This window comes from Vibrio cidicii (assembly GCF_009665415.1).
Taxonomy (GTDB): domain Bacteria; phylum Pseudomonadota; class Gammaproteobacteria; order Enterobacterales; family Vibrionaceae; genus Vibrio; species Vibrio cidicii.
In genome coordinates this window covers 484,784-506,315 of sequence record NZ_CP035921.1, presented here as the reverse complement: position 1 = coordinate 506,315, position 21,532 = coordinate 484,784, and the positions used below count along the sequence as shown (strand labels likewise).

The 21,532-nt window shown below is 48.2% G+C and carries 21 protein-coding genes; 15 read left to right on the top strand and 6 right to left on the bottom strand.

Translation table 11 applies throughout. The features are described 5' to 3' along the window. Positions 1-2 precede the first annotated feature (2 nt). The 6 genes from hisC to hisIE are packed head-to-tail and all read left to right on the top strand — an operon-like array spanning position 3 to position 4,940. On the top strand, positions 3-1,043 hold the full coding sequence (hisC, locus tag EWA64_RS03310; protein WP_061895539.1) for a histidinol-phosphate transaminase: 1,041 nt from the start codon (positions 3-5) through the stop codon (positions 1,041-1,043). Positions 1,044-1,101: 58 nt separating this feature from the next. Next, complete coding sequence (hisB, locus tag EWA64_RS03305) at positions 1,102-2,175, top strand: bifunctional histidinol-phosphatase/imidazoleglycerol-phosphate dehydratase HisB (protein WP_061895540.1); 1,074 nt, start codon at positions 1,102-1,104, stop codon at positions 2,173-2,175. Positions 2,176-2,188: 13 nt separating this feature from the next. Continuing rightward, positions 2,189-2,803 carry an imidazole glycerol phosphate synthase subunit HisH gene (gene hisH, locus EWA64_RS03300; RefSeq protein WP_061895541.1) on the top strand — a complete coding sequence of 205 codons (615 nt, stop codon included), beginning with the start codon at positions 2,189-2,191 and terminating at the stop codon, positions 2,801-2,803. 12 nt (positions 2,804-2,815) lie between these two features. Further along, complete coding sequence (gene hisA, locus EWA64_RS03295) at positions 2,816-3,553, top strand: 1-(5-phosphoribosyl)-5-[(5-phosphoribosylamino)methylideneamino]imidazole-4-carboxamide isomerase (RefSeq protein ID WP_061895542.1); 738 nt, start codon at positions 2,816-2,818, stop codon at positions 3,551-3,553. Further along, positions 3,535-4,308, top strand: a complete 774-nt coding sequence (gene hisF / locus EWA64_RS03290; protein WP_061895543.1) for an imidazole glycerol phosphate synthase subunit HisF — start codon at positions 3,535-3,537, stop codon at positions 4,306-4,308. The genes hisA and hisF overlap by 19 nt, the downstream gene beginning before the upstream one ends. Beyond that, complete coding sequence (hisIE, locus tag EWA64_RS03285; RefSeq protein WP_061895544.1) at positions 4,305-4,940, top strand: bifunctional phosphoribosyl-AMP cyclohydrolase/phosphoribosyl-ATP diphosphatase HisIE; 636 nt, start codon at positions 4,305-4,307, stop codon at positions 4,938-4,940. Before hisF ends, hisIE begins: the two co-directional genes overlap by 4 nt. A gap of 211 nt (positions 4,941-5,151) precedes the next feature. On the opposite strand, the gene EWA64_RS03280 is transcribed toward hisIE, so the two are convergent. From EWA64_RS03280 to EWA64_RS03265, 4 genes are all read right to left on the bottom strand, one after another. Beyond that, positions 5,152-5,649 (bottom strand): YchJ family protein, encoded by a 498-nt coding sequence (locus EWA64_RS03280; protein ID WP_061895545.1) that lies wholly within the window; start codon positions 5,647-5,649, stop codon positions 5,152-5,154. Positions 5,650-5,714: 65 nt separating this feature from the next. Further along, positions 5,715-6,929 carry an EAL and HDOD domain-containing protein gene (locus tag EWA64_RS03275; RefSeq protein ID WP_061895546.1) on the bottom strand — a complete coding sequence of 405 codons (1,215 nt, stop codon included), beginning with the start codon at positions 6,927-6,929 and terminating at the stop codon, positions 5,715-5,717. 122 nt (positions 6,930-7,051) lie between these two features. Next, the gene (gene lpxH, locus EWA64_RS03270; protein ID WP_061895547.1) at positions 7,052-7,780 is read right to left on the bottom strand and encodes a UDP-2,3-diacylglucosamine diphosphatase; all 729 of its coding nucleotides are present in this window, start codon (positions 7,778-7,780) and stop codon (positions 7,052-7,054) included. Between the two features lie 60 nt (positions 7,781-7,840). Beyond that, the gene (locus EWA64_RS03265; RefSeq protein WP_061895548.1) at positions 7,841-8,335 is read right to left on the bottom strand and encodes a peptidylprolyl isomerase; all 495 of its coding nucleotides are present in this window, start codon (positions 8,333-8,335) and stop codon (positions 7,841-7,843) included. 200 nt (positions 8,336-8,535) lie between these two features. Between EWA64_RS03265 and cysS the strand changes: the two genes are divergently transcribed. Beyond that, positions 8,536-9,918, top strand: coding sequence for a cysteine--tRNA ligase (cysS, locus tag EWA64_RS03260; RefSeq protein ID WP_039429650.1), 1,383 nt, complete (start codon positions 8,536-8,538; stop codon positions 9,916-9,918). A gap of 76 nt (positions 9,919-9,994) precedes the next feature. After that, entirely contained in the window at positions 9,995-10,573 is a 579-nt protein-coding gene (locus EWA64_RS03255) for a thymidine kinase (RefSeq protein WP_061895549.1), read from the top strand. A gap of 51 nt (positions 10,574-10,624) precedes the next feature. Here EWA64_RS03255 and EWA64_RS03250 read toward each other — a convergent pair whose 3' ends face one another. Next, positions 10,625-11,479, bottom strand: a complete 855-nt coding sequence (locus EWA64_RS03250; protein ID WP_061895550.1) for an NAD-dependent epimerase/dehydratase family protein — start codon at positions 11,477-11,479, stop codon at positions 10,625-10,627. Positions 11,480-11,612: 133 nt separating this feature from the next. Between EWA64_RS03250 and EWA64_RS03245 the strand changes: the two genes are divergently transcribed. Then, on the top strand, positions 11,613-11,777 hold the full coding sequence (locus tag EWA64_RS03245; protein ID WP_170320358.1) for a hypothetical protein: 165 nt from the start codon (positions 11,613-11,615) through the stop codon (positions 11,775-11,777). On the opposite strand, the gene EWA64_RS03240 is transcribed toward EWA64_RS03245, so the two are convergent. Continuing rightward, the gene (locus tag EWA64_RS03240) at positions 11,767-12,000 is read right to left on the bottom strand and encodes a TIGR02647 family protein (RefSeq protein WP_061895551.1); all 234 of its coding nucleotides are present in this window, start codon (positions 11,998-12,000) and stop codon (positions 11,767-11,769) included. The two genes, EWA64_RS03245 and EWA64_RS03240, sit on opposite strands and share 11 nt — an antisense overlap. Before the next feature lie 339 nt (positions 12,001-12,339). Here EWA64_RS03240 and EWA64_RS03235 point away from each other — a divergent pair, with 339 nt between their 5' ends. The 6 genes from EWA64_RS03235 (at position 12,340) to EWA64_RS03210 (ending at position 21,531) form a co-directional block, all read left to right on the top strand. Then, the gene (locus EWA64_RS03235; RefSeq protein WP_061895552.1) at positions 12,340-13,689 is read left to right on the top strand and encodes a hypothetical protein; all 1,350 of its coding nucleotides are present in this window, start codon (positions 12,340-12,342) and stop codon (positions 13,687-13,689) included. Between the two features lie 234 nt (positions 13,690-13,923). Beyond that, entirely contained in the window at positions 13,924-14,766 is an 843-nt protein-coding gene (gene focA, locus EWA64_RS03230) for a formate transporter FocA (RefSeq protein WP_061895553.1), read from the top strand. Positions 14,767-15,730: 964 nt separating this feature from the next. Continuing rightward, the gene (gene torE / locus EWA64_RS03225) at positions 15,731-15,907 is read left to right on the top strand and encodes a trimethylamine N-oxide reductase system protein TorE (protein WP_039431579.1); all 177 of its coding nucleotides are present in this window, start codon (positions 15,731-15,733) and stop codon (positions 15,905-15,907) included. 47 nt (positions 15,908-15,954) lie between these two features. Continuing rightward, on the top strand, positions 15,955-17,139 hold the full coding sequence (gene torC / locus EWA64_RS03220; protein ID WP_061895554.1) for a pentaheme c-type cytochrome TorC: 1,185 nt from the start codon (positions 15,955-15,957) through the stop codon (positions 17,137-17,139). 24 nt (positions 17,140-17,163) lie between these two features. Beyond that, on the top strand, positions 17,164-19,626 hold the full coding sequence (torA, locus tag EWA64_RS03215) for a trimethylamine-N-oxide reductase TorA (protein WP_061895555.1): 2,463 nt from the start codon (positions 17,164-17,166) through the stop codon (positions 19,624-19,626). A 165-nt stretch (positions 19,627-19,791) separates the two neighbouring features. Further along, positions 19,792-21,531: a glycoside hydrolase family 36 protein gene (locus tag EWA64_RS03210; RefSeq protein ID WP_061895556.1), complete on the top strand. Its 1,740-nt coding sequence runs from the start codon at positions 19,792-19,794 to the stop codon at positions 21,529-21,531. Position 21,532 lies beyond the last annotated feature (1 nt).

The following is a 21,532-nucleotide window of genomic DNA, read 5'->3' as shown; positions in this document are numbered from 1 at the left end:
AAATGGAAAAATTAGCGCGTAAAAGTGTGCAACAACTGACCCCTTATCTCTCAGCGCGTCGCATCGGTGGCTGCGGTGACGTGTGGCTTAACGCCAATGAATCGCCCTTTGACAATGAATATCGTACCGATTTCACCCGCTTGAATCGTTATAGTGAGTGCCAGCCGAAAGGGCTAATTGCCGCTTATGCGGCGTATGCTGGGGTAGCGCCAGAGCAAACCTTGACTTCTCGCGGCGCTGATGAAGGCATCGAATTGCTTATCAGGGCCTTCTGCGAGCCGGGACAAGATGCGATTCTCTATTGTCCGCCGACTTACGGCATGTACTCGGTCAGCGCAGAAACGATTGGTGTAGAGCGCAAAACGGTGCCGCTGACGGCAGATTGGCAACTCAATCTCAACGAGATTGAAGCTAATTTGGATAAGGTCAAACTGGTGTTTGTCTGTAGTCCAAATAACCCGACTGGCAATCTCGTCAAACGCGAAGACATTATTACCCTGCTTGAGATGACCAAAGATCGTGCGATTGTGGTGATGGACGAAGCCTACATCGATTTTTGTCCAGAAGCTTCAACGGTGAGTTTGCTAAATGAATATTCGAACTTAGCAATTTTGCGCACCCTTTCCAAAGCCTTTGCCTTGGCAGGATTACGCTGCGGGTTTACCTTGGCCAACGAAGAGCTAATCAACGTATTGCTCAAAGTGATTGCACCGTATCCGGTGCCCGTGCCAGTGGCAGAAATTGCCATGCAAGCGCTATCTGAGGCGGGCTTAGCGCGCGCGAAATATCAAGTCCTCGATTTGAACGCCAACCGTGCCTACTTACAAGTCGGTCTTTCTATGATCCCAGGATTGCAGGTCTTTGAAGGCTGGGGTAACTACTTGTTAGTGAAATTCCCTGATGGCGATGCGCTATTTAAAGCCGCTTGGGAGACGGGAATTATTCTGCGCAATTCACCGATTGAGGATTGTGTGCGCATCAGTGTCGGTAATCGTGAAGAGTGTGAGAAGACACTCGGTTTTATGCGCAATTACTACTCGTAAAGCAGAATACAGCGCCCTGAGCCAGCATTGACGTAGGGTAAAAAATAAGGAAGTGAGTGTGAGCAAGCAACAAAAAATTCTTTTCATCGACCGAGATGGCACCTTGATTGTCGAGCCACCGGTGGATTTTCAGGTAGACCGTCTAGATAAGCTGAAACTGGAGCCATTTGTTATTCCAAGTCTGTTATCGCTGCAAGCGGCAGGTTACCGCTTGGTGATGGTGACCAACCAAGACGGTTTGGGGACCGACAGTTATCCGCAGGAAGATTTCGACGCACCGCACAATATGATGATGGAGATTTTCGAATCACAGGGTGTGAAATTCGACGATGTATTGATCTGCCCCCATTTTGAGCGTGAGAACTGTTCGTGTCGTAAACCTAAGCTTGGTTTAGTCAAAGCGTACTTACAGGCCGGAAAAGTGGATTTCCAGAATTCTTACGTGATTGGCGATCGTCAAACGGATCTCCAACTGGCGGAGAACATGGCCATTCGCGGTATTCAATACCACCCAGAAAACATGGGCTGGAAACAGATCCTAAAAGATCTCACCTTGAAAGCGCGTGTTGCTGAGGTAGTTCGCACCACCAAAGAAACTGACATCAAAGTGGTGGTTAATCTTGATGAGCAAGGTGGTAATGAGATCTCTACTGGTCTTGGTTTTTTCGACCATATGCTCGATCAAATTGCCACGCACGGCGGATTCAAAATGGTGTGTCAAGTGCAGGGCGATCTGCATATCGATGATCATCACACTATCGAAGATACCGCACTGGCGCTTGGTCAGGCACTGAAAGAAGCGCTAGGTGATAAGCGTGGTATTGGCCGTTTTGGTTTCAGCTTGCCAATGGACGAATGTTTGGCGCAGTGCGCCTTGGATCTCTCTGGCCGACCATACCTGAAATTTGACGCGAAATTTAGCCGCGAGCAGGTCGGCGATCTCTCCACCGAGATGGTGGTGCATTTCTTCCGTTCGCTCACTGATACCTTAGCTTGCACACTGCATCTTTCTTCTTCGGGTGACAATGATCACCACATCATCGAAAGTTTATTTAAAGCGTTTGGTCGCACTTTACGCCAAGCGATTAAAGTGGAAGGAACCGAATTGCCAAGCAGCAAAGGCGTGCTTTAAAGGAGAGAAAACCGTGACACAACAGAAAGTGGTCATTATTGATACAGGCTGTGCCAACGTCTCTTCGGTAAAATTTGCCATTGAACGTCTCGGCTACGATGTGGTGATTTCCAGAGATCCGCAAGTGGTTCTCTCTGCCGACAAGTTGTTCCTTCCGGGCGTAGGCACCGCGAGTGAAGCGATGAAAAACCTCGCAGAGCGCGATCTGATTGATCTTGTTAAGAAGGTAGAAAAACCGCTGCTCGGTATCTGCTTGGGCATGCAACTCTTGGGTAAGGTTTCTCAAGAGAAAGGGCAGAAAGCTGACGAGTTAGTTGAGTGTCTTGGACTTTGTGATGGCGAAGTGAAGCTGCTTGAAACGGGCGATTTACCGCTACCTCACATGGGGTGGAATACCGTATCGGCAAAAAAAGGGCATCCTCTGTTTAAAGGCATCGAGGAAGGGGAGTATTTTTACTTCGTTCACAGCTTTGCGATGCCAGTCGGTAGCTACACCATTGCTGAATGTGAGTACGGCAACCCGTTCACCGCCGCAGTGCAAAGTGGTAACTACTACGGCGTGCAGTTCCACCCAGAGCGTTCTTCAAAAGCGGGCGCCAAGCTGATACAAAACTTCTTAGAATTATAAAAGGGATTTAGTGTGATTATTCCAGCTCTTGATTTAATTGAAGGACAGGTCGTTCGCCTCTATCAGGGTGATTACGGCCAAGTCACCGAATACAAAGTCGACCCCGCAGAGCAGTTTAACTTGTACCACCAAGCTGGCGCCAACTGGCTGCACTTGGTGGATCTCACGGGGGCGAAAGACACCTCGGCACGCCAACTTGATTTGATTGCCAAACTGCTGGCGAGTACACCAGCGCATATTCAAATCGGCGGTGGTGTGCGTACAGAACAAGACGTAGTGGATCTGCTGGAAGCAGGCGCACAGCGCGTTGTGGTAGGTTCGACCGCAGTAAAACAGCCTGAGTTAGTAAAAGGTTGGATGGAAAAATATGGCGCGGAGAAAATCGTTCTGGCGCTAGACATCAATATCGACCAAGACGGCACGCGCAAAGTGGCGATTTCTGGTTGGCAGGAAGACTCGGGCGTGACCATCGAAGCGCTGATTGATGATTACCTTACCGTCGGCTTAAAGCACGTACTTTGTACCGATATTTCTCGCGATGGCACCTTGGCGGGCTCTAATGTTGAACTGTATGTGGATTTGTGCAAACAGTACCCACAAGTGCAGTTTCAATCGTCTGGTGGCATCGGCTCACTGGCGGATATTGAAGCACTGAAAGGCAGTGGTGTGGCGGGCGTGATTGTGGGTCGCGCACTCCTTGATGGCAAGTTCAGCGCAGAGGAGGCATTTGCATGTTGGCAAAGCGAATAATTCCGTGCTTAGACGTTCGTGATGGGCAAGTGGTGAAAGGCGTTCAGTTCCGTAACCATGAAATCATCGGTGACATTGTTCCTCTGGCAAAACGTTACGCAGAAGAAGGCGCTGACGAGCTGGTGTTTTACGATATTACTGCCTCCAGCGATGGCCGTGTTGTCGATAAAAGCTGGGTGGCCCGAGTGGCCGAAGTGATCGACATTCCGTTCTGCGTTGCTGGTGGAATTAAATCCGCCGAAGACGCAGCGCGCATTTTGGAATTTGGCGCTGACAAAGTGTCGATCAACTCGCCGGCCTTGGCCAATCCACAGCTCATTACTGATCTTGCCGATAAATTTGGCGTGCAGTGCATTGTGGTTGGCATCGATTCTTATTTCGACAAAGAAACTGGCCAATATCAGGTTTATCAGTTTACGGGTGATGAAGCGCGTACAAAGGCGACTCAGTGGGAAACGCGTGACTGGGTGCAAGAGGTGCAAAAGCGTGGCGCTGGAGAAATCGTCTTGAACATGATGAACCAAGACGGCGTGCGCAATGGCTATGATATTGAGCAACTCAACATGGTGCGTGAAGTGTGTAAGGTGCCGTTGATCGCTTCTGGTGGTGCGGGCGCGATGGAGCACTTCGCACAGGCGTACCAAAAAGCTAATGTGGACGGCGCGCTGGCGGCATCGGTATTTCACAAGCAGATCATTAATATCGGTGAGCTGAAACAGTATTTAAAACAACAGGGTATTGAGGTACGAGTATGAGTTTTAGTACAGCAGACGTGAACGCCCTGCAGGGACGGATTGATTGGCAGAAAGTCGACGGTTTGGTGCCAGCCATCGTACAAGATTTTCAATCGAGCCAAGTGCTGATGATGGGTTACATGAATCAAGAAGCATTGGAAAAAACAGGTGAAACAGGGCAAGTGACGTTTTTCTCTCGCAGCAAAGAGCGTCTTTGGACCAAAGGGGAAACCTCAGGCAACGTTTTGCAGTTGGTGAACATTGCGTTGGATTGTGACAGTGATACCTTGCTGGTCAAAGTGAACCCGATTGGACCGACGTGCCACACTGGTACGACAACCTGTTGGGATGGCGATGCGCAAGCGGAGTCACAAATGGTGTGGCTTCATCAACTTGAGCAGCTATTGGCTGCCCGCAAGAGTGCCGATCCTGACTCTTCCTATACCGCCAGTTTATACGCTCGCGGTACCAAGCGTATTTCGCAGAAAGTGGGCGAAGAAGGCGTTGAAGTCGCGCTTGCGGCGACGTCGGGCGATAAGGCGGAATTAGTGTGTGAATCCGCCGACTTGATTTATCACTTGTTGGTGCTTTTGCAAGATCAAGGCCTGTCGCTGAGTGATGTAATCAACAAGCTCAAAGAGCGTCATAAGTAAGGGAAATTAAAGGTCCTAGGTTACAGAACCTAGATCCTAGGTGGGGTGCGCGGGGAGTCATGCGCACTTCATTCAAGTGAGTGATTGCTGCCGGATATCAGTGGCTTACTGTGCTGAATACGGGAATGCCTCAGTTCAACAAATTAGCGAGAGTTGGTACACTCGGGCTCTAGAACCTAGAACCTAGAACCTAGAACCTAGAACCTATCCTTCACCCACAACACTTCTTAAACTTTTTGCCACTGCCACAAATACATGGATCATTGCGCCCGACTTTCAAGCTGCTAATCGATTGACTCAGACGCGGATCTCGCTCTGCTTCTTCTGGGAACGTGCCATCAATGTAATACCAAAGCCCGCCTTCTTTAACGAAACGCGAGCGTTCACTTAAGCAATATTGCTCTCCGTCTTCCTTAAAGTAGGCCTTGAACTCGACAAAACCTTCGTTCCCGTTACTGCCCGCCGCAGTTGATATCACCTCAAGCTTGCACCAGTCACTGTTAACCGACGCAGCTATCGCCTCACGTTGTTGCTCTGCTTGGCAATCAGGATGATAGGTTGAAACCACGTAATCGACCAAACCTAACACATGAGCAGTGTAGCGCGAGCGCATCAACTGTTCCGGCGTTGTGGCATGATTATGGTTAAGGTGCGCTTTTTCACAGCAGTGTTGATAAGTGAGTTGAGAACCACAAGGGCATAAAGACATAACGGCATCCGGCTAAAGTAGAAACACAAAGCCCCAACGTCCAGGGCTTGCGGCAGTATACTCGATCACGGTGTTTGTGAAAGCAGTTCTTGTGTCCAACTGGTCGCTTGGCTGTAAGCTTTACACAACTGATTTTCACTGATATTTAGCTGTTGTTGATATTTACTGGCCAACTCCCAGTCCGCTTGTTCGTAAGCGATGATCATCGAGAGCAAATAACCAAGCAATCCTTCTCGTTCGATAAGAGCTGCTTTGACTTCTTCGTCGACCGGAATGTCGTTAATGATATCGTTGAGCGGTTGGTCAAGCAGGGAATCTAAAAGTGAGAATAGACCAGTGAGAAATGCTTGCCCGGGGTCATATTGTGCTTTGGTGTATTCAAGCAATAGCTCGCAAGCACGAGCGCGCTGAACTGCGAGTGCGTAGAGCGAATCCGGCTTATCTTCCTGTACCGATGCCACTGCAACCAAAGAGATAAAACGTCGTAATCTATCTTCGCCAAGGTAAATCAGAGCCTGACGAAACGACTTAATTTTCGCTGCTAAGGTGTAACCTGAGTTGACATAAGTCATCAGCTTGTAAGAGAGCGTGACGTCGATGGAAAACAGCCGCTCAACTTCATTAAAATCTATCGGCTCGTCGGCGATCTCTTTACAAAGTTGCACCACGGTGAGAAACGAAGGATTGAGTTTCTTTTTCTGAATCATTTCTGGCTTACTGAAAAAGTAGCCTTGGAAATAATGAAAACCTGCCTCGATCGCTTGTTGGTACTCTTGATAGGTTTCGACCTTCTCTGCCAAGAATTCAATATTTAATCGAGTGAGTGAGCCGATGTAGACCGCTGCTTTGTCGATCGGGACGATACGAATATCAAATTTAATTATGTGGATAAAAGGCAGAAAACGCTTCCAGGCACGGTTCGGTACAAAGTCGTCCAAAGCGATACGATAGCCTGCGCGGTGCAGCGTTTTAATCGCCTCAAGTAGTTCATCCGTCGGCGGGCAATCTTCTAAAATCTCCACCACTAAGCTTTCTTTGGGGAATAGGGTGGGAACGAGATTGAGCAAGCTTTGATAGGGAAAATTAACAAAACCCAGTTTGTCGCCAAGAGTGCTGTAATGGGTAGACAAAAAATGATCGGACAGCAGACGACTGGTTGCTAGCTCCGGCTCAACTTCAGGAAAGGTATTTTTCGGCCCATCTCTGAACAGAAGCTCGTAGCCAATCGTCTTTTTATTCCGATTTAGAATGGGCTGTCGTGCAACGTATGAATACTTCAAGTGGTTTACTTAATCTGATCAACGCATGTGAGTTTGTCTTGATGATAGCGACTTTTAACAAAATATCTATGTCCAATATAACAGTTTGCCAACCCGGTCATCTCTTTGCTTTTGGTTGTCTATTAAGAGGCAAATGGTCGAGTTTGCAGCTCACACTGTTCTGCCGTGACACGTAAAACCGAGCCTTGCTGATACCAGTCGCCAAGCACAATACGTGTCATCTGACCTTGTGCATTTTCGAAGTGATGGACGTTAGGTCTGTGGGTATGGCCATGAATCATCAGTGTCACCTGATATTGCGCCATCACCTTTTCGACTTCTTCCTGATTGACGTCCATAATCTCAAGTGACTTATGGCTCTTGTCGTCGCGAACACCAGACTGGACTTGGGCAACAATACGCTTTTTGATCATCCAAGGAATGCGTTTAAACAGCCATTGCAACCAAGGTTGATGCACGGTACGGCGAAATTTTTGATAGCTGACATCATCGGTGCAAAGAGTATCACCGTGTAAAATCACCGCCTTTCGTCCATATAGCTCTATGGTAGTGACGTCTGCCAGCAGCGTTATGCCCGTTTGTTTGCAAAAGCGCTTACCCAATAGAAAGTCACGGTTCCCTTGTACGAAATAAACCGCAACGCCGCTGTCGGTTAACTTTTTGAACTCCATGCGAATTTGATTGGCAAACGGCGTTTGGTCATCATCGCCAATCCAAAATTCAAACAGGTCGCCCAAGACATAAAGGGCATCCGCGTGAGGCGCTTCATCACGCATAAAACGGACAAAACACTCGGTAATGTCGCTGCGTGCGGGGCTAAGGTGCAGGTCTGAAATAAATAGTGTCGTCATAGAAATAAGGGGAGGCATTGCCTCCCCATCAACTCTTCGTGTTGAAAATACCGCGAGCGATTACGCGTGAATAGTGGTACCAGTGATAACCACTTCTTCTAGTGGTACATCTTGATGCATGCCACGAGAACCCGTACTCACACCTTTAATTTTGTTCACCACATCCATGCCTTCAACCACTTCACCAAACACGCAGTAGCCCCAACCATCTAGGCTTTCAGCGCGGAAATCCAGGAAGGTATTGTTGTTTACGTTGATGAAGAACTGTGAGCTAGCTGAGTGCGGCTCCATGGTACGCGCCATTGCGATAGTACCGACTTTGTTGCTCAAACCGTTATTTGCTTCATTTTTGATCGGTGAACGGGTTTGTTTTTCACGCAGGCCTGATTCCATGCCACCGCCTTGGATCATAAAACCATCGATAACACGGTGGAACAGAGTGTTGTCGTAGAAACCGTCACGGCAGTACTGTAGGAAGTTCGCACTGGTTTCCGGTGCTTTTTCTTCGTTCAATTGAATCTTAATGTCACCAAAATTTGTGTGCAGGGTGATCATGCGCTGTTCCTTTACTGTTTTTGTCAAAATGAGAATTCTAGCCTAAGTTCAGTCGCATGCAAACGCAGTGCGAACATTTCGAGGTTTTGTGTCTGAAGTTTAGCCGTTTATCGTTTTATCGGTTAATTGCTATTACCTATTAGAGATTGAGTTGATATACTCGCCCTCCTGTAATTCATTCACAAGCTTAGATAGAGATCATGTTGAAGATATATAACACACTCACCAGACAGAAAGAGGAATTCAAACCAATTACGGCCGGTAAAGTTGGCATGTATGTCTGTGGGGTGACCATCTATGATCTTTGTCACATCGGGCATGGCCGCACGTTTGTGTCGTTTGATGTGGTTTCTCGTTACCTGCGCTACTTAGGCTATGACCTGACATTTGTGCGTAACATCACGGATATCGACGACAAGATTATTAAACGTGCAGCCGAAAATGGTGAATCGTGCGACTCACTGACCGAGCGTCTGATTGGTGAAATGCACGCCGATTTTGATGCTTTGAATATGAAGCGCCCAGATGTGGAGCCGCGTGCCACTCAATACATCCAAGAGATTATTGAGCTGGTCGAGAAGTTGATTGAGCGCGGTTTTGCCTATGTGGCCGACAATGGCGACGTGATGTTTGAAGTCAATAAATTTGACGAATATGGCAAGCTGTCGAAGCAAGATCTGGATCAGCTGCAAGCGGGTGCGCGAGTTGATGTGGAAACGGCCAAACGCTGCCCACTGGATTTTGTTCTGTGGAAAATGTCTAAACCGGGTGAACCAACGTGGGAATCGCCATGGGGCCCGGGTCGTCCGGGTTGGCACATCGAATGTTCTGCGATGAACTCGTCAATTCTTGGCAACCACTTTGATATTCACGGCGGCGGCTCGGACTTGCAATTCCCGCACCACGAAAACGAAATCGCGCAATCTTGCTGCGCGCATGACACCAAGTACGTTAACACTTGGATGCACAGCGGCATGGTGATGGTCGACAAAGAGAAAATGTCGAAATCACTCGGTAACTTCTTCACTATTCGTGACGTGTTGTCTCACTACGATGCAGAAACGGTTCGCTACTTCTTAATGTCAGGTCATTACCGCAGCCAACTAAACTACAGCGAAGAGAACTTAAACCAAGCACGTGCATCGCTTGAGCGCTTGTACACTGCCCTTCGTGGTTTGGATCTCAGCGCCGCGCCAGCCGGTGGTGAAGAGTATGTAACGCGCTTTACTACCGCAATGAACGACGATTTCAATACCCCAGAAGCGTATTCAGTGCTGTTTGATATGGCTCGCGAAGTTAACCGCTTAAAAACCGAAAGCCTTGAGAAAGCGAGCGCGCTCGGTGCGCTGATGCGTGAACTGGCGGATGTGATTGGTATTTTGCATCAAGATCCAGAAGCGTTTCTTAAAGGCGATGCCGGTAATGACGATGAAGTGGCTGAAATCGAAGCACTGATCAAGCTGCGTAATGACTCGCGCGCAGCGAAAGATTGGGCTAACGCTGATTTGGCCCGCGACAGACTCAACGAGATGGGCATTGTTCTGGAAGATGGTCCGGAAGGGACGAGCTGGCGTCGCAAATAATTATATCTTTTTAAAAAGGGCTGATTATTCAGCCCTTTTCTTTGAATCTTTCACTTTTTCATTTAGGTAGCAATCTGTGGCTCAGATGTATTTTTACTACTCAGCAATGAATGCGGGTAAATCAACAACGCTTCTTCAATCGGCATTTAACTATCAAGAGCGGGGCATGACGCCGGTTATTTTTACCGCCGCCTTGGACGATCGTTATGGTGTCGGCAAGGTGAGCTCTCGCATCGGTTTGCAAGCAGAAGCGCATTTGTTCACTGGCGAAAGCGATCTTTATCATGAGATTGCCAGATTAGACCAAGCAGAAAAACGGCACTGTGTACTGGTGGATGAAAGCCAGTTTTTGTCGAAAGAACAGGTCTATCAGTTGACTGAAGTAGTCGATAAGCTTGGTATCCCAGTGCTGTGTTATGGCCTGCGCACGGATTTTCTCGGTGAGTTGTTTGAAGGTAGCAAGTATCTGCTTTCTTGGGCCGATAAATTAGTCGAGCTAAAAACCATTTGTCACTGTGGCCGTAAAGCCAACATGGTCATTCGTACCGATGAGCATGGGAATGCTATTGCAGAAGGGGATCAGGTCGCTATTGGTGGCAATGATCGCTATGTGTCGGTTTGTCGTCAGCACTACAAAGAAGCGCTTGGTAAGTAACGTATTTTAGGGCTGCCTTAGCTTTTTATGACAGCCCGTTGTCTCACCTTTTTACTGCCCCTTTGCCTCGCTAGGCAGTGACAAGGCATCCAGAGTGGATTGATAGTGAAACTCAAACCCCAGTGAGAGCAGCTTTTCGGCGCTGATCTCTTTATCTGCCACATCGACTATCTCAGGTAACCCCCCGGGCATCCCAGCCGCTTCTAAAGCGCTTTGATAAAACGTTGCCTTATCGATGGTGTGCGGCGTTGTCACGTTGAGGATCTGATTATCAGCATGAGTGACGGCAAAAACCGCAGCGCTCACTGCGTCTTGCTGATGTAACATATTGGCAGGAGCAAGGCGGCTCACTTGTTTTAAGTGTGCGACAAATCGTGCCGGATGACGTTGTGGCCCCATCAAGCCACTCAAGCGCAAAATGGTGAAAGGGTGGCCAGATTGGATCAGTGCGTCCTCTGCTTGCAGCATGATGCGCGCTTTGTCGCTAAACTGGTGATTATTTTGCGCTATCACCAAACTGGCGGCATTCTCGACCATTTTCTCAGCTCGATTTGGGTAAACCGTGGTTGAGCTTATCATGATCATCTTAGTTGCAGGTGAGCTGCGAAGCGCATCGACAATCAGTTGCCAGTGTTGGGCATATTCATCACCTTGGCCTTTACGAAAGCCGGGAGGAAAACAGCCAATGACTACGTCAAATTTTCTTGTATTGAGATAGTGGCTGAGCTGTTGGTTTGCATCAGAATGATTGAGATCCAGCGGCCATTTTCTGCTGGGGGGAAAATCGAGGCTTTCAAGCGTTTCTTGTGAGCGACGGGTAATAAACACCGTATGGCCAAGCGTTGTGAGTGTTTGTGCTAGAGGAAAACCGAGCCAACCCGCTCCAATGATAAGAATGTTTTTCATCACTAAACCTTAAATCAATTTCTCAAAACAGTACTCATTGCAATATTAAGCGCATCTAACCAGTGTTCTGCTAAAAATGCCAGCCGAATTACGTTAACGCTTGCAAGCGGATTTTCTCCGTCAGCGAGTGAAAATGAATGAGAAGCTATTGGTCGAAAAACAGCTGCATATTGCCTTTAAAAGTATCACGCCACTGGGAATTCAGTGGCGTGATACTTTTAATCAAGGATTGGCTCAAGTTGATAGGCAGGCCATTATTGAGCGCGTTAAGCGTCTATTCAATACGACTAAGAACTGAGTACTCTGAGCGTACGCTCCGCATGTTCGGCAACTTCAATTCCTTCGTCGGTCAAATAGCCGCCATCAATTTGTGTGCATAACCCTTTGTCAAAAAGACGTTTTACCGCTTTTTGCGTCGATTGAGCGGCATCTTTGTGAACTTTAATACCTGTGGCTGCGCTACTTAAATCGAACTGAAGCAATAGGTTCAGTTCTGCGATGTGCTCTTCGGTAAATTTCATGGACATACTCCGATTATCATTGTGGTTTCAACTTAGTACGACTGAGCGCGTCTGACAATGAATAAGGTCAATAAATGTTAAGTGTCTGAAAGATTGTGCTTCATTTTGTGCACTGAAAAAGCCTTTGCACAAGAAACGCTGTTTTATTATTCGCCCAATCAATGCAACGTATTATTTGCCCATCAGTTGTATTATATTTAGGAAAGTTTATGAAATGAGCGGTGTGTTGGTTGCAACGTCAACGCGTATTTGTCTTGGTTGTAGACCCCATTTTTGTGGTAACTCTTTTTCGCCAGAAGACAAAAAAGCAGCCGATGAGCCGTAGAAAAGGAAAAAGCAATGAAAAAGATGAAGTTGGCATTGGCAGTGTCGATGCTGTTGACGATTGTTGGCTGCCAATCCACCCCAGAAGAGAACGCAACGGCGAGTGAAACCAACCAAGCAAGCCAAGATACCAGTGCGCCATTTAAGGGTGTGCAAAAGTCTCACAAGTACTGGGTTGAGACTTTGGCAGAGGTGAGTGCTCTTAACGTTTATGCGCCAGAAAACTACCGTGATCTGCTCAATGCTTGGAAAGAAGCTGGCAAGATCTATGCGGAAATAGAGAAAGAGCCGTCACTTGCGGGTAAAAGCTACTCGCTCTTTTCGAGCGACACTTATGCGCAAGCGTACGATGAACAGATTAAGCTTGTTGAGCAAAACTATCGTGCTCTAGAAACCTTAAAACAAAAAGCAGACGTTATTCTGGCCGATTCGATTGCTCAGATGGAATATCTCGATGAGATCGACGCGGTGAGCTACTACAAAGCGGATTATGATCGCTTGGTGGTTCAGTACAAAAAACTCTTCACTTATGTGGTGGTCGATGAGCTCGAAGACGCTCAAGCGAAGCAAGTGGAGTTCCTCAACAACGCTAAACAGCTTGAAATCAAAGTCGTTAAGAAAATCTACATTCTTCCGCTACAGCAAGAACTGAAAACGTTGAAGAAAGAGGATTTTAACGAAGTTGCGCCAGTGAGTTTTGCGACAGCGGAAAACGTGGTGAATATTGCGGCCAATATTGCGCAGACCAACCCACGTGACAAAACGGCGATCGAACAAGCGGTGTTCAATGCGAAGTTTGAAATCGAGCACGTTAAGCAAGTGACTCACCAAGTGAAGCTACTGGCTTCAGTGGAAGATGAGAAGTTTGAAAACTCGGTTCTAGAGATCGAAAACAAACTGCTGGCCATTTCAAAAGCCGTTGATGGCTCTGATTATCGCAACGTCATGCTGCGTGAACAGACAGAGAAAATCTTAGCAAGCGTAGAAAAGATGCACGCAGCAGATAAAACCTCTGATTTGGCGGATGAAGTGACCGCGCTAAAACGCAAAGTGTCTGAGCTGAATGCGAAAAACAGCGAGCAACAAAAAGCGGCAGAGAAAGCCAGCAAGCGTGAAGCTTCCCTGCAAGCGCAAATTGATCGCGAAGCATCGCACATCAAGAGCCTTGAAGAGCTGATTGCGAATCTGAAACAGCAGTTGGTGCTCAGCCAGCCTATCGCACCTCAACCGGTAAAAGACGAAAGCGCAGTTTCAGACACTCCGGTGGAAAGCGAAGCGGTAGATGCTGCACCAGTTGAATCAGTACCTACAGTCGAAGCGGAAGTCGTGGAAACCGAAGTGGCGCCTGCTACCGCTACTGAGTAATACTGACCCCTGTTTTTCGCCCTGATATTGGCAACAATATCAGGGCGTTTTTGTATTTGGTATTCCTGAAGCTTGTTTTTTAACAACAAAAGGGATCGACAGAGTGTGATGGACGATGGTTTTTATCGTCACGAAAGCAACAAATTTTGTAAACATTCCAAATGCCCCTTGAAAAAGTCTGGAAAAGGAGAGATTATCCGCGCCATTCGGAATTGTTTCTAATTGTAACCACCAATGAACTTCAATCAGTTTGACTCGCTACTGCCACCCCAGGCTGCTGAAAGAGCGGCAGAGATCGGTGAAGGCAAAGCAACTAAAGACCCAGTGAAATCTTTTTTACTCGCTATTTCTGCGGGGATTCACATTGGCATCGCGTTTGTTTTCTATACCACAGTCACAACCGGCGCTGGCGATCTTCCTTGGGGGATGACGCGTTTGGTCGGGGGCTTGGCTTTTAGTTTAGGCCTGATTTTAGTTGTGGTGACGGGCGGGGAACTCTTTACTAGCTCGGTACTCACTTTGGTTGCAAGAGCAAGTGGAAAGATTTCATGGCGAGTGCTGTTTAAGAACTGGATGGTTGTGTACGTGGGCAACTTGGTTGGGGCCATTTTGCTGGTGGCCTGTATGCTGACCACCAAACAGTACATGTTTGACCACGGACAAGTCGGTCTAAATGCCATGGCAATTTCCCAACACAAGTTGCATCACGGTTTCTTTCAGGCTGTTGCGCTTGGCATCATGTGTAATGTGCTGGTTTGTATCGCCGTTTGGATGACCTTTAGTGGTCGTACGCTAACGGATAAAATCACGGTGATGATTCTGCCAGTAGCGATGTTTGTTTCGGCGGGTTTTGAGCACTGTATTGCGAATATGTTTCAGGTTCCGATGGCGGTTGGCATCAAACTGTTTGCGCCTGCAGAATTCTGGCAAGTAACGGGTGTCAATATCGCTGATTACGCCGATTTGACCATGAGTAATTTCTTACTCAATAACTTACTACCAGTGACGTTGGGGAACATCATTGGTGGCGGTGTGTTTGTCGGCATGTGGTATTGGTTAATCTACCTAAGAGACTGACAAACAATAGGGCAGACGCGAGTCTGCCCTTCTTTTATGTGTCGCTTAATTCATTCATCGACTATTGGTGAAATTCAATCCATTCTTTGAACTCCACGAGCTCTTCGGGTTCATGTTTGAGCCAGTCTAAAACCCCTTCTTCTAACTCATTTTCGTGTCTGTGCAAGCTTGCCAAGCCAAAATTTTCCATTGCCAACGGTCCCTATCTAAGCCATTGGTGACACTATAGTGATTGGATATTGCAAACGTGTGATACGTAAATCGGCAACGAGCCTCTTTCAGCGCCGCTACGTTGGACAAATAGTTCAGGTTATCCACATTTTCTGTGGATAACTCATCGTAAAGGGCGTGTGTATCTTTTCCCTCGCTAAGCTATCTAAAATTAAAGAGTTATTTTTAGTGTACTTTGGAATTTCACTGACGCGTTTATCTTGTAGAAAGGCTTGAAATCCGTCATTTCAGTTCTCTTATTGAAGATACAGTGATTGAAGTAAATAATCGTTGACGGGGGGACTTATCAGCAGAGATAGAATAAACATCTGTGGTGCAAAACAGGTCTATTCCCGACGTATATTTCGCAGCGAGAGCGCTTTTTGGAGGCATGGAAATTTAGCATTCACACTACAAATTTTTTACATTCTCACTTTGCTTAACGGTAAATTTTCCTACTTTTTCCATGAAATTCTCTTCCGTTCTGCATGTTAATGTTGCGCACATGTTTTAGGTTTAACGGATTTGTAAACTCAGTAAATTGTCACATTTTTTCATAAGTTTATACATGAAATATCAATCAGACACATCTCTGGATGAGCTCAAAAAAGTGTTGAATAACAGGCGCTGCAAGCCGAGATTTGATTGAACCCTACAAATGGTATGGTCTAACATTTTACTAAAGATGAAGCTAAATACCTCGTCGCATTCGATTGAGGTAAGCAAAACAAACCAATACAAAGTAGGCAAATGTATGAGTGATGTTAACAAAATTGAGAGTGGTGAAAAGCGCTCTTTAGAGTGGCAATCCTTTCTCTTCATTACGGTCGTTCTCTTTCCTGCGTTAAGTATCGCTTTTGTCGGCGGGTATGGATTTATTGTCTGGATGTTGCAAGTGTTCTTTTTCGGTCCTCCTGGCGGTCACGGCTAATCCTTCACCTCAGTCCATATCTTCGACACGTTTTTAGAGAACAAACCATGAAATCAATGATCATTAAAATTTGGCGTACTATGTCGCGCCCGGCGATGCATATCAGCTTGGGTGTGTTGACCATGGGCGGCTTTCTCGCTGGGGTAATCTTCTGGGGTGGTTTTAACACGGCCTTGGAAGCCACCAACACAGAAGAGTTTTGCATCAGTTGCCATACGATGCGCGACAACGTTTATCAAGAACTGCAAGAGACGGTGCACTGGAAAAATCACTCAGGCGTTCGTGCCACTTGCCCAGATTGCCATGTTCCGCACAACTGGACGGATAAAATTGCACGCAAAATGCAAGCCTCCAAAGAGGTGTTTGCACAGGTTTTTGGTAACTACGATGAACCCGGTGTATTTGAAGCGCGCCGTATCGAACTGGCTAAGCATGAGTGGGAGCGCTTCTCGGCCAACAAATCGCTTGAGTGCAAAAATTGTCACGATTATGACTCGATGGATTTCTCGCTGATGTCGCCGACTGCTCGCATTCAAATGAAGCAAGCGGCAGAGAAAGATCAGAGCTGCGTCGATTGTCACAAAGGCATTGCGCACAAGCTACCTGCGGGTATGGACAGCATTGGCGGGATCGTTGGCGACTTAGAACAGATGGCCTCCAATACAGATTACTCGGTCGGAAAAGCGCTGGTGAGCGTGCGCCATCTGCCAATCTATTTTGATGCGCAGGGTACCAACGAGGCGGGCCTGCTGAACCCCGCCTCTACGGTTAAAGTTTTGCAAGCGAAAGGCGACTATGTCGAGGTTGAGATCGATGGCTGGCGTAAAGCTAAAGGCTTTGGCCGTGTTGTCCAAGAGGATTTCGGCAAAAACATCGCAGTGGCCTCGCTATTAAAAGAAGCGGCGCTGGACGACAAAGTGGTGACCACGGGCGAAGAAAAAGTTGATGAGCTCACTGGTCTGCCATGGGAAAAAGTGGCGGCGAAAGTGTGGCTCAAAAAAGAGTCAATGCTCAATGACATCAACCCTGTGTGGGAAAAATCGAGTGAAGCGTACAAAACCAACTGCTCGGTCTGTCATACCCAGCCGGATGAAGCGCATTTTGATGCCAACACTTGGCCTGGCATGTTCGATGGGATGTTGGCGTTTGTCAACCTCGATACCGACAGCGAAGCGTTGATCCTCAAATATCTACAGAAGCACTCTTCAGATTATGCTGAAGGTCACCACTAATAAGCCTTGGATGGAGTAATTTACATGGCGATTACGCGAAGAAGTTTCCTTAAAGGGGTTGCAACGACAAGCGCAGCCTCAGTTATTGGTCCTAGCTTATTAGCATCGGCTTCGGCACACGCGGTAGAAACCACTGGAACTTGGAAGGTCTCTGGCTCTCACTGGGGCGCATTTCGCGCCCACATCTATGCGGGTAAAGTGCAAGAGATCAAACCGCTTGAGCTGGACAAAAATCCGACCGAAATGCTCAACGGTATTAAAGGCATTATCTACAGTCCATCGCGCGTTCGCTATCCGATGGTGCGCTTAGATTGGCTGAAAAAACATAAGTACAGTGCGGATACCCGCGGCAACAACCGTTTTGTACGTGTGACTTGGGATGAAGCGTTAGATCTGTTCTACCGTGAGCTAGAGCGGGTGCAAAAAGAGTACGGCCCTTGGGCGCTACACGCAGGCCAAACAGGTTGGAACCAAACGGGGTCATTCAACAACTGTACGGCGCACATGCAGCGCGCTGTGGGCATGCACGGTAACTACATTACCAAAGTGGGCGACTACTCAACCGGTGCGGGTCAAACGATTTTGCCATATGTACTCGGTTCCACCGAAGTGTACGCGCAAGGCACCTCTTGGTCTGAGATTCTAGAAAATGCCGACAACATCATTTTGTGGGCGAACGATCCGGTGAAAAACCTGCAAGTGGGTTGGAACTGTGAAACTCATGAGTCGTTCGCCTACCTTGAGCAGCTAAGAGAAAAAGTAGCCAAAGGTGAGATCAAGGTGATCTCGGTTGATCCGGTGAAGAACAAGACCCAGCGTTATCTGCAAAACGAACATTTGTACGTGAACCCGATGACCGACGTCCCATTCATGTTGGCGATTGCGCACGTGTTGTACAACGAGAATCTGTATGACAAGAAATTCATCGAAACCTACTGTCTCGGTTTTGCTGAGTTTATCGATTACGTTCAGGGTAAAACCAAAGACAAAGTAGCGAAAACACCGGAATGGGCTGAAGCGATCTGTGGCGTGCAAGCAGACAAAATCCGCGAGTTCGCGCGCATGTTGGTTGGCGGGCGTACGCAGATCCTGATGGGCTGGTGTATCCAGCGTCAGGAACACGGTGAGCAGCCCTATTGGGCGGCAGCCGTTTTGGCGGCGATGATTGGTCAAATTGGTCTGCCGGGCGGGGGCATCTCTTATGGTCACCACTATTCAAGCATCGGTGTGCCGTCGACGGGTTTTGCCGGCCCCGGCGGTTTCCCGCGTAACCTCGATACTGGCATGAAGCCAAAATGGGACAACAATGACTTCAATGGTTATAGCCGTACTATCCCTGTTGCGCGTTGGATCGACTGTCTGCTAGAGCCAGGTAAAGAGATCAACTACAACGGTGGTAAAGTCAAGCTGCCAGACTTCAAGATGATGGTGATTTCCGGCTGCAACCCATGGCACCACCACCAAGATCGCAACCGTATGAAGCAAGCGTTCCAGAAGCTACAAACCGTCGTGACGATTGACTTTGCTTGGACGGCAACGTGTCGCTTCTCCGACATCGTGTTGCCCGCGTGTACCCAGTGGGAGCGCAACGACATCGACGTATACGGCTCTTACTCAAGCCGCGGCTTGATTGCGATGCACCGTTTGGTTGATCCTCTGTTCCAATCTAAGCCCGACTTCCAAATCATGAAGGAGCTGACGGAACGTTTTGGTCGCAGTGAAGAGTATTCACGCGGTATGAGTGAGATGGATTGGATTCGCAGCCTCTACAACGACTGTAAGAAAGCCAATCAAGGCAAGTTTGAGATGCCAGAGTTCGATGAATTCTGGGAAAAAAGTGTGCTGGACTTTGGTCAAGGCCAACCTTGGGTGCGTCATGCCGACTTCCGTCAAGATCCGGAAATTAACCCGCTTGGCACACCATCAGGCTTTATCGAAATCACCTCGCGTAAGATTGGTCGTTACGGCTATGATCATTGCCAAGAGCACCCAATGTGGTTTGAAAAATCGGAGCGCTCGCACGGTGGCCCGGGCTCGGACAAACATCCGTTCTGGTTGCAGTCGTGCCACCCAGACAAGCGTCTGCACTCGCAACTGTGTGAATCCGAGGCGTTTCGTGCCACTTATGCTGTGCAAGGTCGAGAGCCTGTCTACATCAACCCGTTGGATGCCAAAGCCAAAGGCATTAAACAGGGCGATTTAGTGCGCGTGTTTAACGATCGTGGTCAACTGCTGGCTGGGGCTGTTTTGAGCGACAGTTATCCGCGCGGTGTGATTCGTATTGAAGAAGGGGCATGGTACGGTCCGCTGAGTGAAAAATTGGGGGCGATGGATACCTATGGCGACCCAAATACGCTCACTCAAGACATTGGCTCGTCTGAGCTCGCTCAGGCGACCTCGGCCAACACCTGTATTGTTGATTTCGAGAAATTCACGGGTAAAGTCCCTCCTGTGACCTCATTTGGTGGGCCAATAGAAGTGGCTTAACCATTGACGTCTTATCTACCAGCCTTCGGGCTGGTATTTTTTAGCGGTTTCTCATGGTTGAAATATGTCCAGTCAGTACAAAGCGTGAGACAGCTAACACAGTGTGGCAGGCGTGTTGTTTGATAATAAAACTATCAACCTAAGAAGAAAAATAAGAAGAAAGTTATGACGCACCTATTCGCCAACCATATTGAGTTCGAACTTATCGACGACGACCTCGCCGTTTGTATCGAGCAAAACCAAGCCCATTTTCGCTATCAAGGCATTCACGCCCGCAGGGTAGATTCGCGTTTGGTGCTGTTACAAACGCCGTTTAACTTTTCGGCTGATGCACAATTGCATGGCGATGGGTTTCAAATGTTGGCGCAAACGGGTGGCACACGGCAGCATATTGTTGAGATCGGTCGCTGTGCCGACAACAGCGAGCAGTATCGCCTCTATCCCGCCCACGCAAACAAACGTTACTACAATACTCTCGTGGTCGAAGAGCCGAACGGTTACACCTTGTTTGGCTTTACCTCTTGTCACCGTTTTGCGGGCTATTTTGAATTGGTCGAAAACGACCACGCGTGGCAGTTGTTGGCGTGTCTTGACGGAGAAGAGACTCAAGTCACCGATTGGACCAGTAACGTGCTTGAGTCGCTGACCATTCTCACTGGTGAGTCACTGTCGTCTCTCTATGCCGAATACGCGGCGATGATTGGTAAACATCACCCAGCGCGCCGTGGAGTGACACAAACCGCGCCCATCGGCTGGTGTTCGTGGTACGCCTATTATGCTGACGTGACGGAGCACGACATTCACGCTAATTTGCAGCAGATGGAGGACTATTTGCCGGATCTCGAGTGGGTGCTGCTGGATGATGGTTATCAGGCGTTTATGGGCGACTGGCTGACGCCTTCGGAAAAATTCCCCTCAGGCATCAAACAAGTGATTACCGATATCCGAGCCACAGGTAAAAAGCCCGCCATCTGGCTTGCCCCTTTTATTGCGCAGCCCGAATCGCAGCTGTTTCGTCAGCATCCCGACTGGTTTGTACGTCATGCCGATGGGCATCTTCTTAAGGCGGAAGAGATCACCTATGGTGGCTGGCGCTGTACGCCATGGTATCTGCTCGATACCTCACATCCTGAGGTGCAAGACCACCTAACCCAAGTGGTGAAAACCATGCGCGAAGAGTGGGGTGTGGAGCTGTTTAAGCTGGATGCAAATTATTGGGGAGCGCTCAAAGGTCATCGCTATATTCAAGGGATAACCTCGGTCGAAGCGTATCGACTTGGTATGCAGGCCATCGCCAAAGGTGCGGGAGAGGCGTGGCTGCTAGGCTGCAATGCGCCAATGTGGCCGTCGCTTGGTCTGGTGGATGCGATGCGTGTGTCCGATGATGTTGAACGGCATGCGGCACGTTTTGAGCAAATCGCCAAAGAGACATTCTATCGCAGTTGGCAGCATCGTAAGTTGTGGCAAATCGATCCAGATTGCGCCACGTTTACTTCGCTCGCCAATCAGGGCGCAAGTCGCGCAGACTATGAGTTTCATCGCACCGTGCTACTTGCCAGTGGTGGTTTGCTACTGAGTGGCGATCCACTGCCGGAGCTCTCCGCTTTTGCCAAGTCCAGCCTGAGCAAATTGATGGTGCGGCAGAAACACAATCAGGAAGCGGCGAAGTTCACCGCGCTCAGTCTCAATCACGCTTTTTTGAAACTCACAGAGCACAACGATCTGCACTGCTTGTTCAATTATCATGGGCAAGAGGAAAAAACCATCACCTTGATCGCCGACACTCCCGTGTATTGGTATGACTATTGGACACAAGAGCGGTTAAGCGAAGAACCCTGCCAGATGTTTATTTTGTCGCTGGGCAAAGGGCTAAACGCCAAAGCGATTTTCACGCGCGGAAAATAGC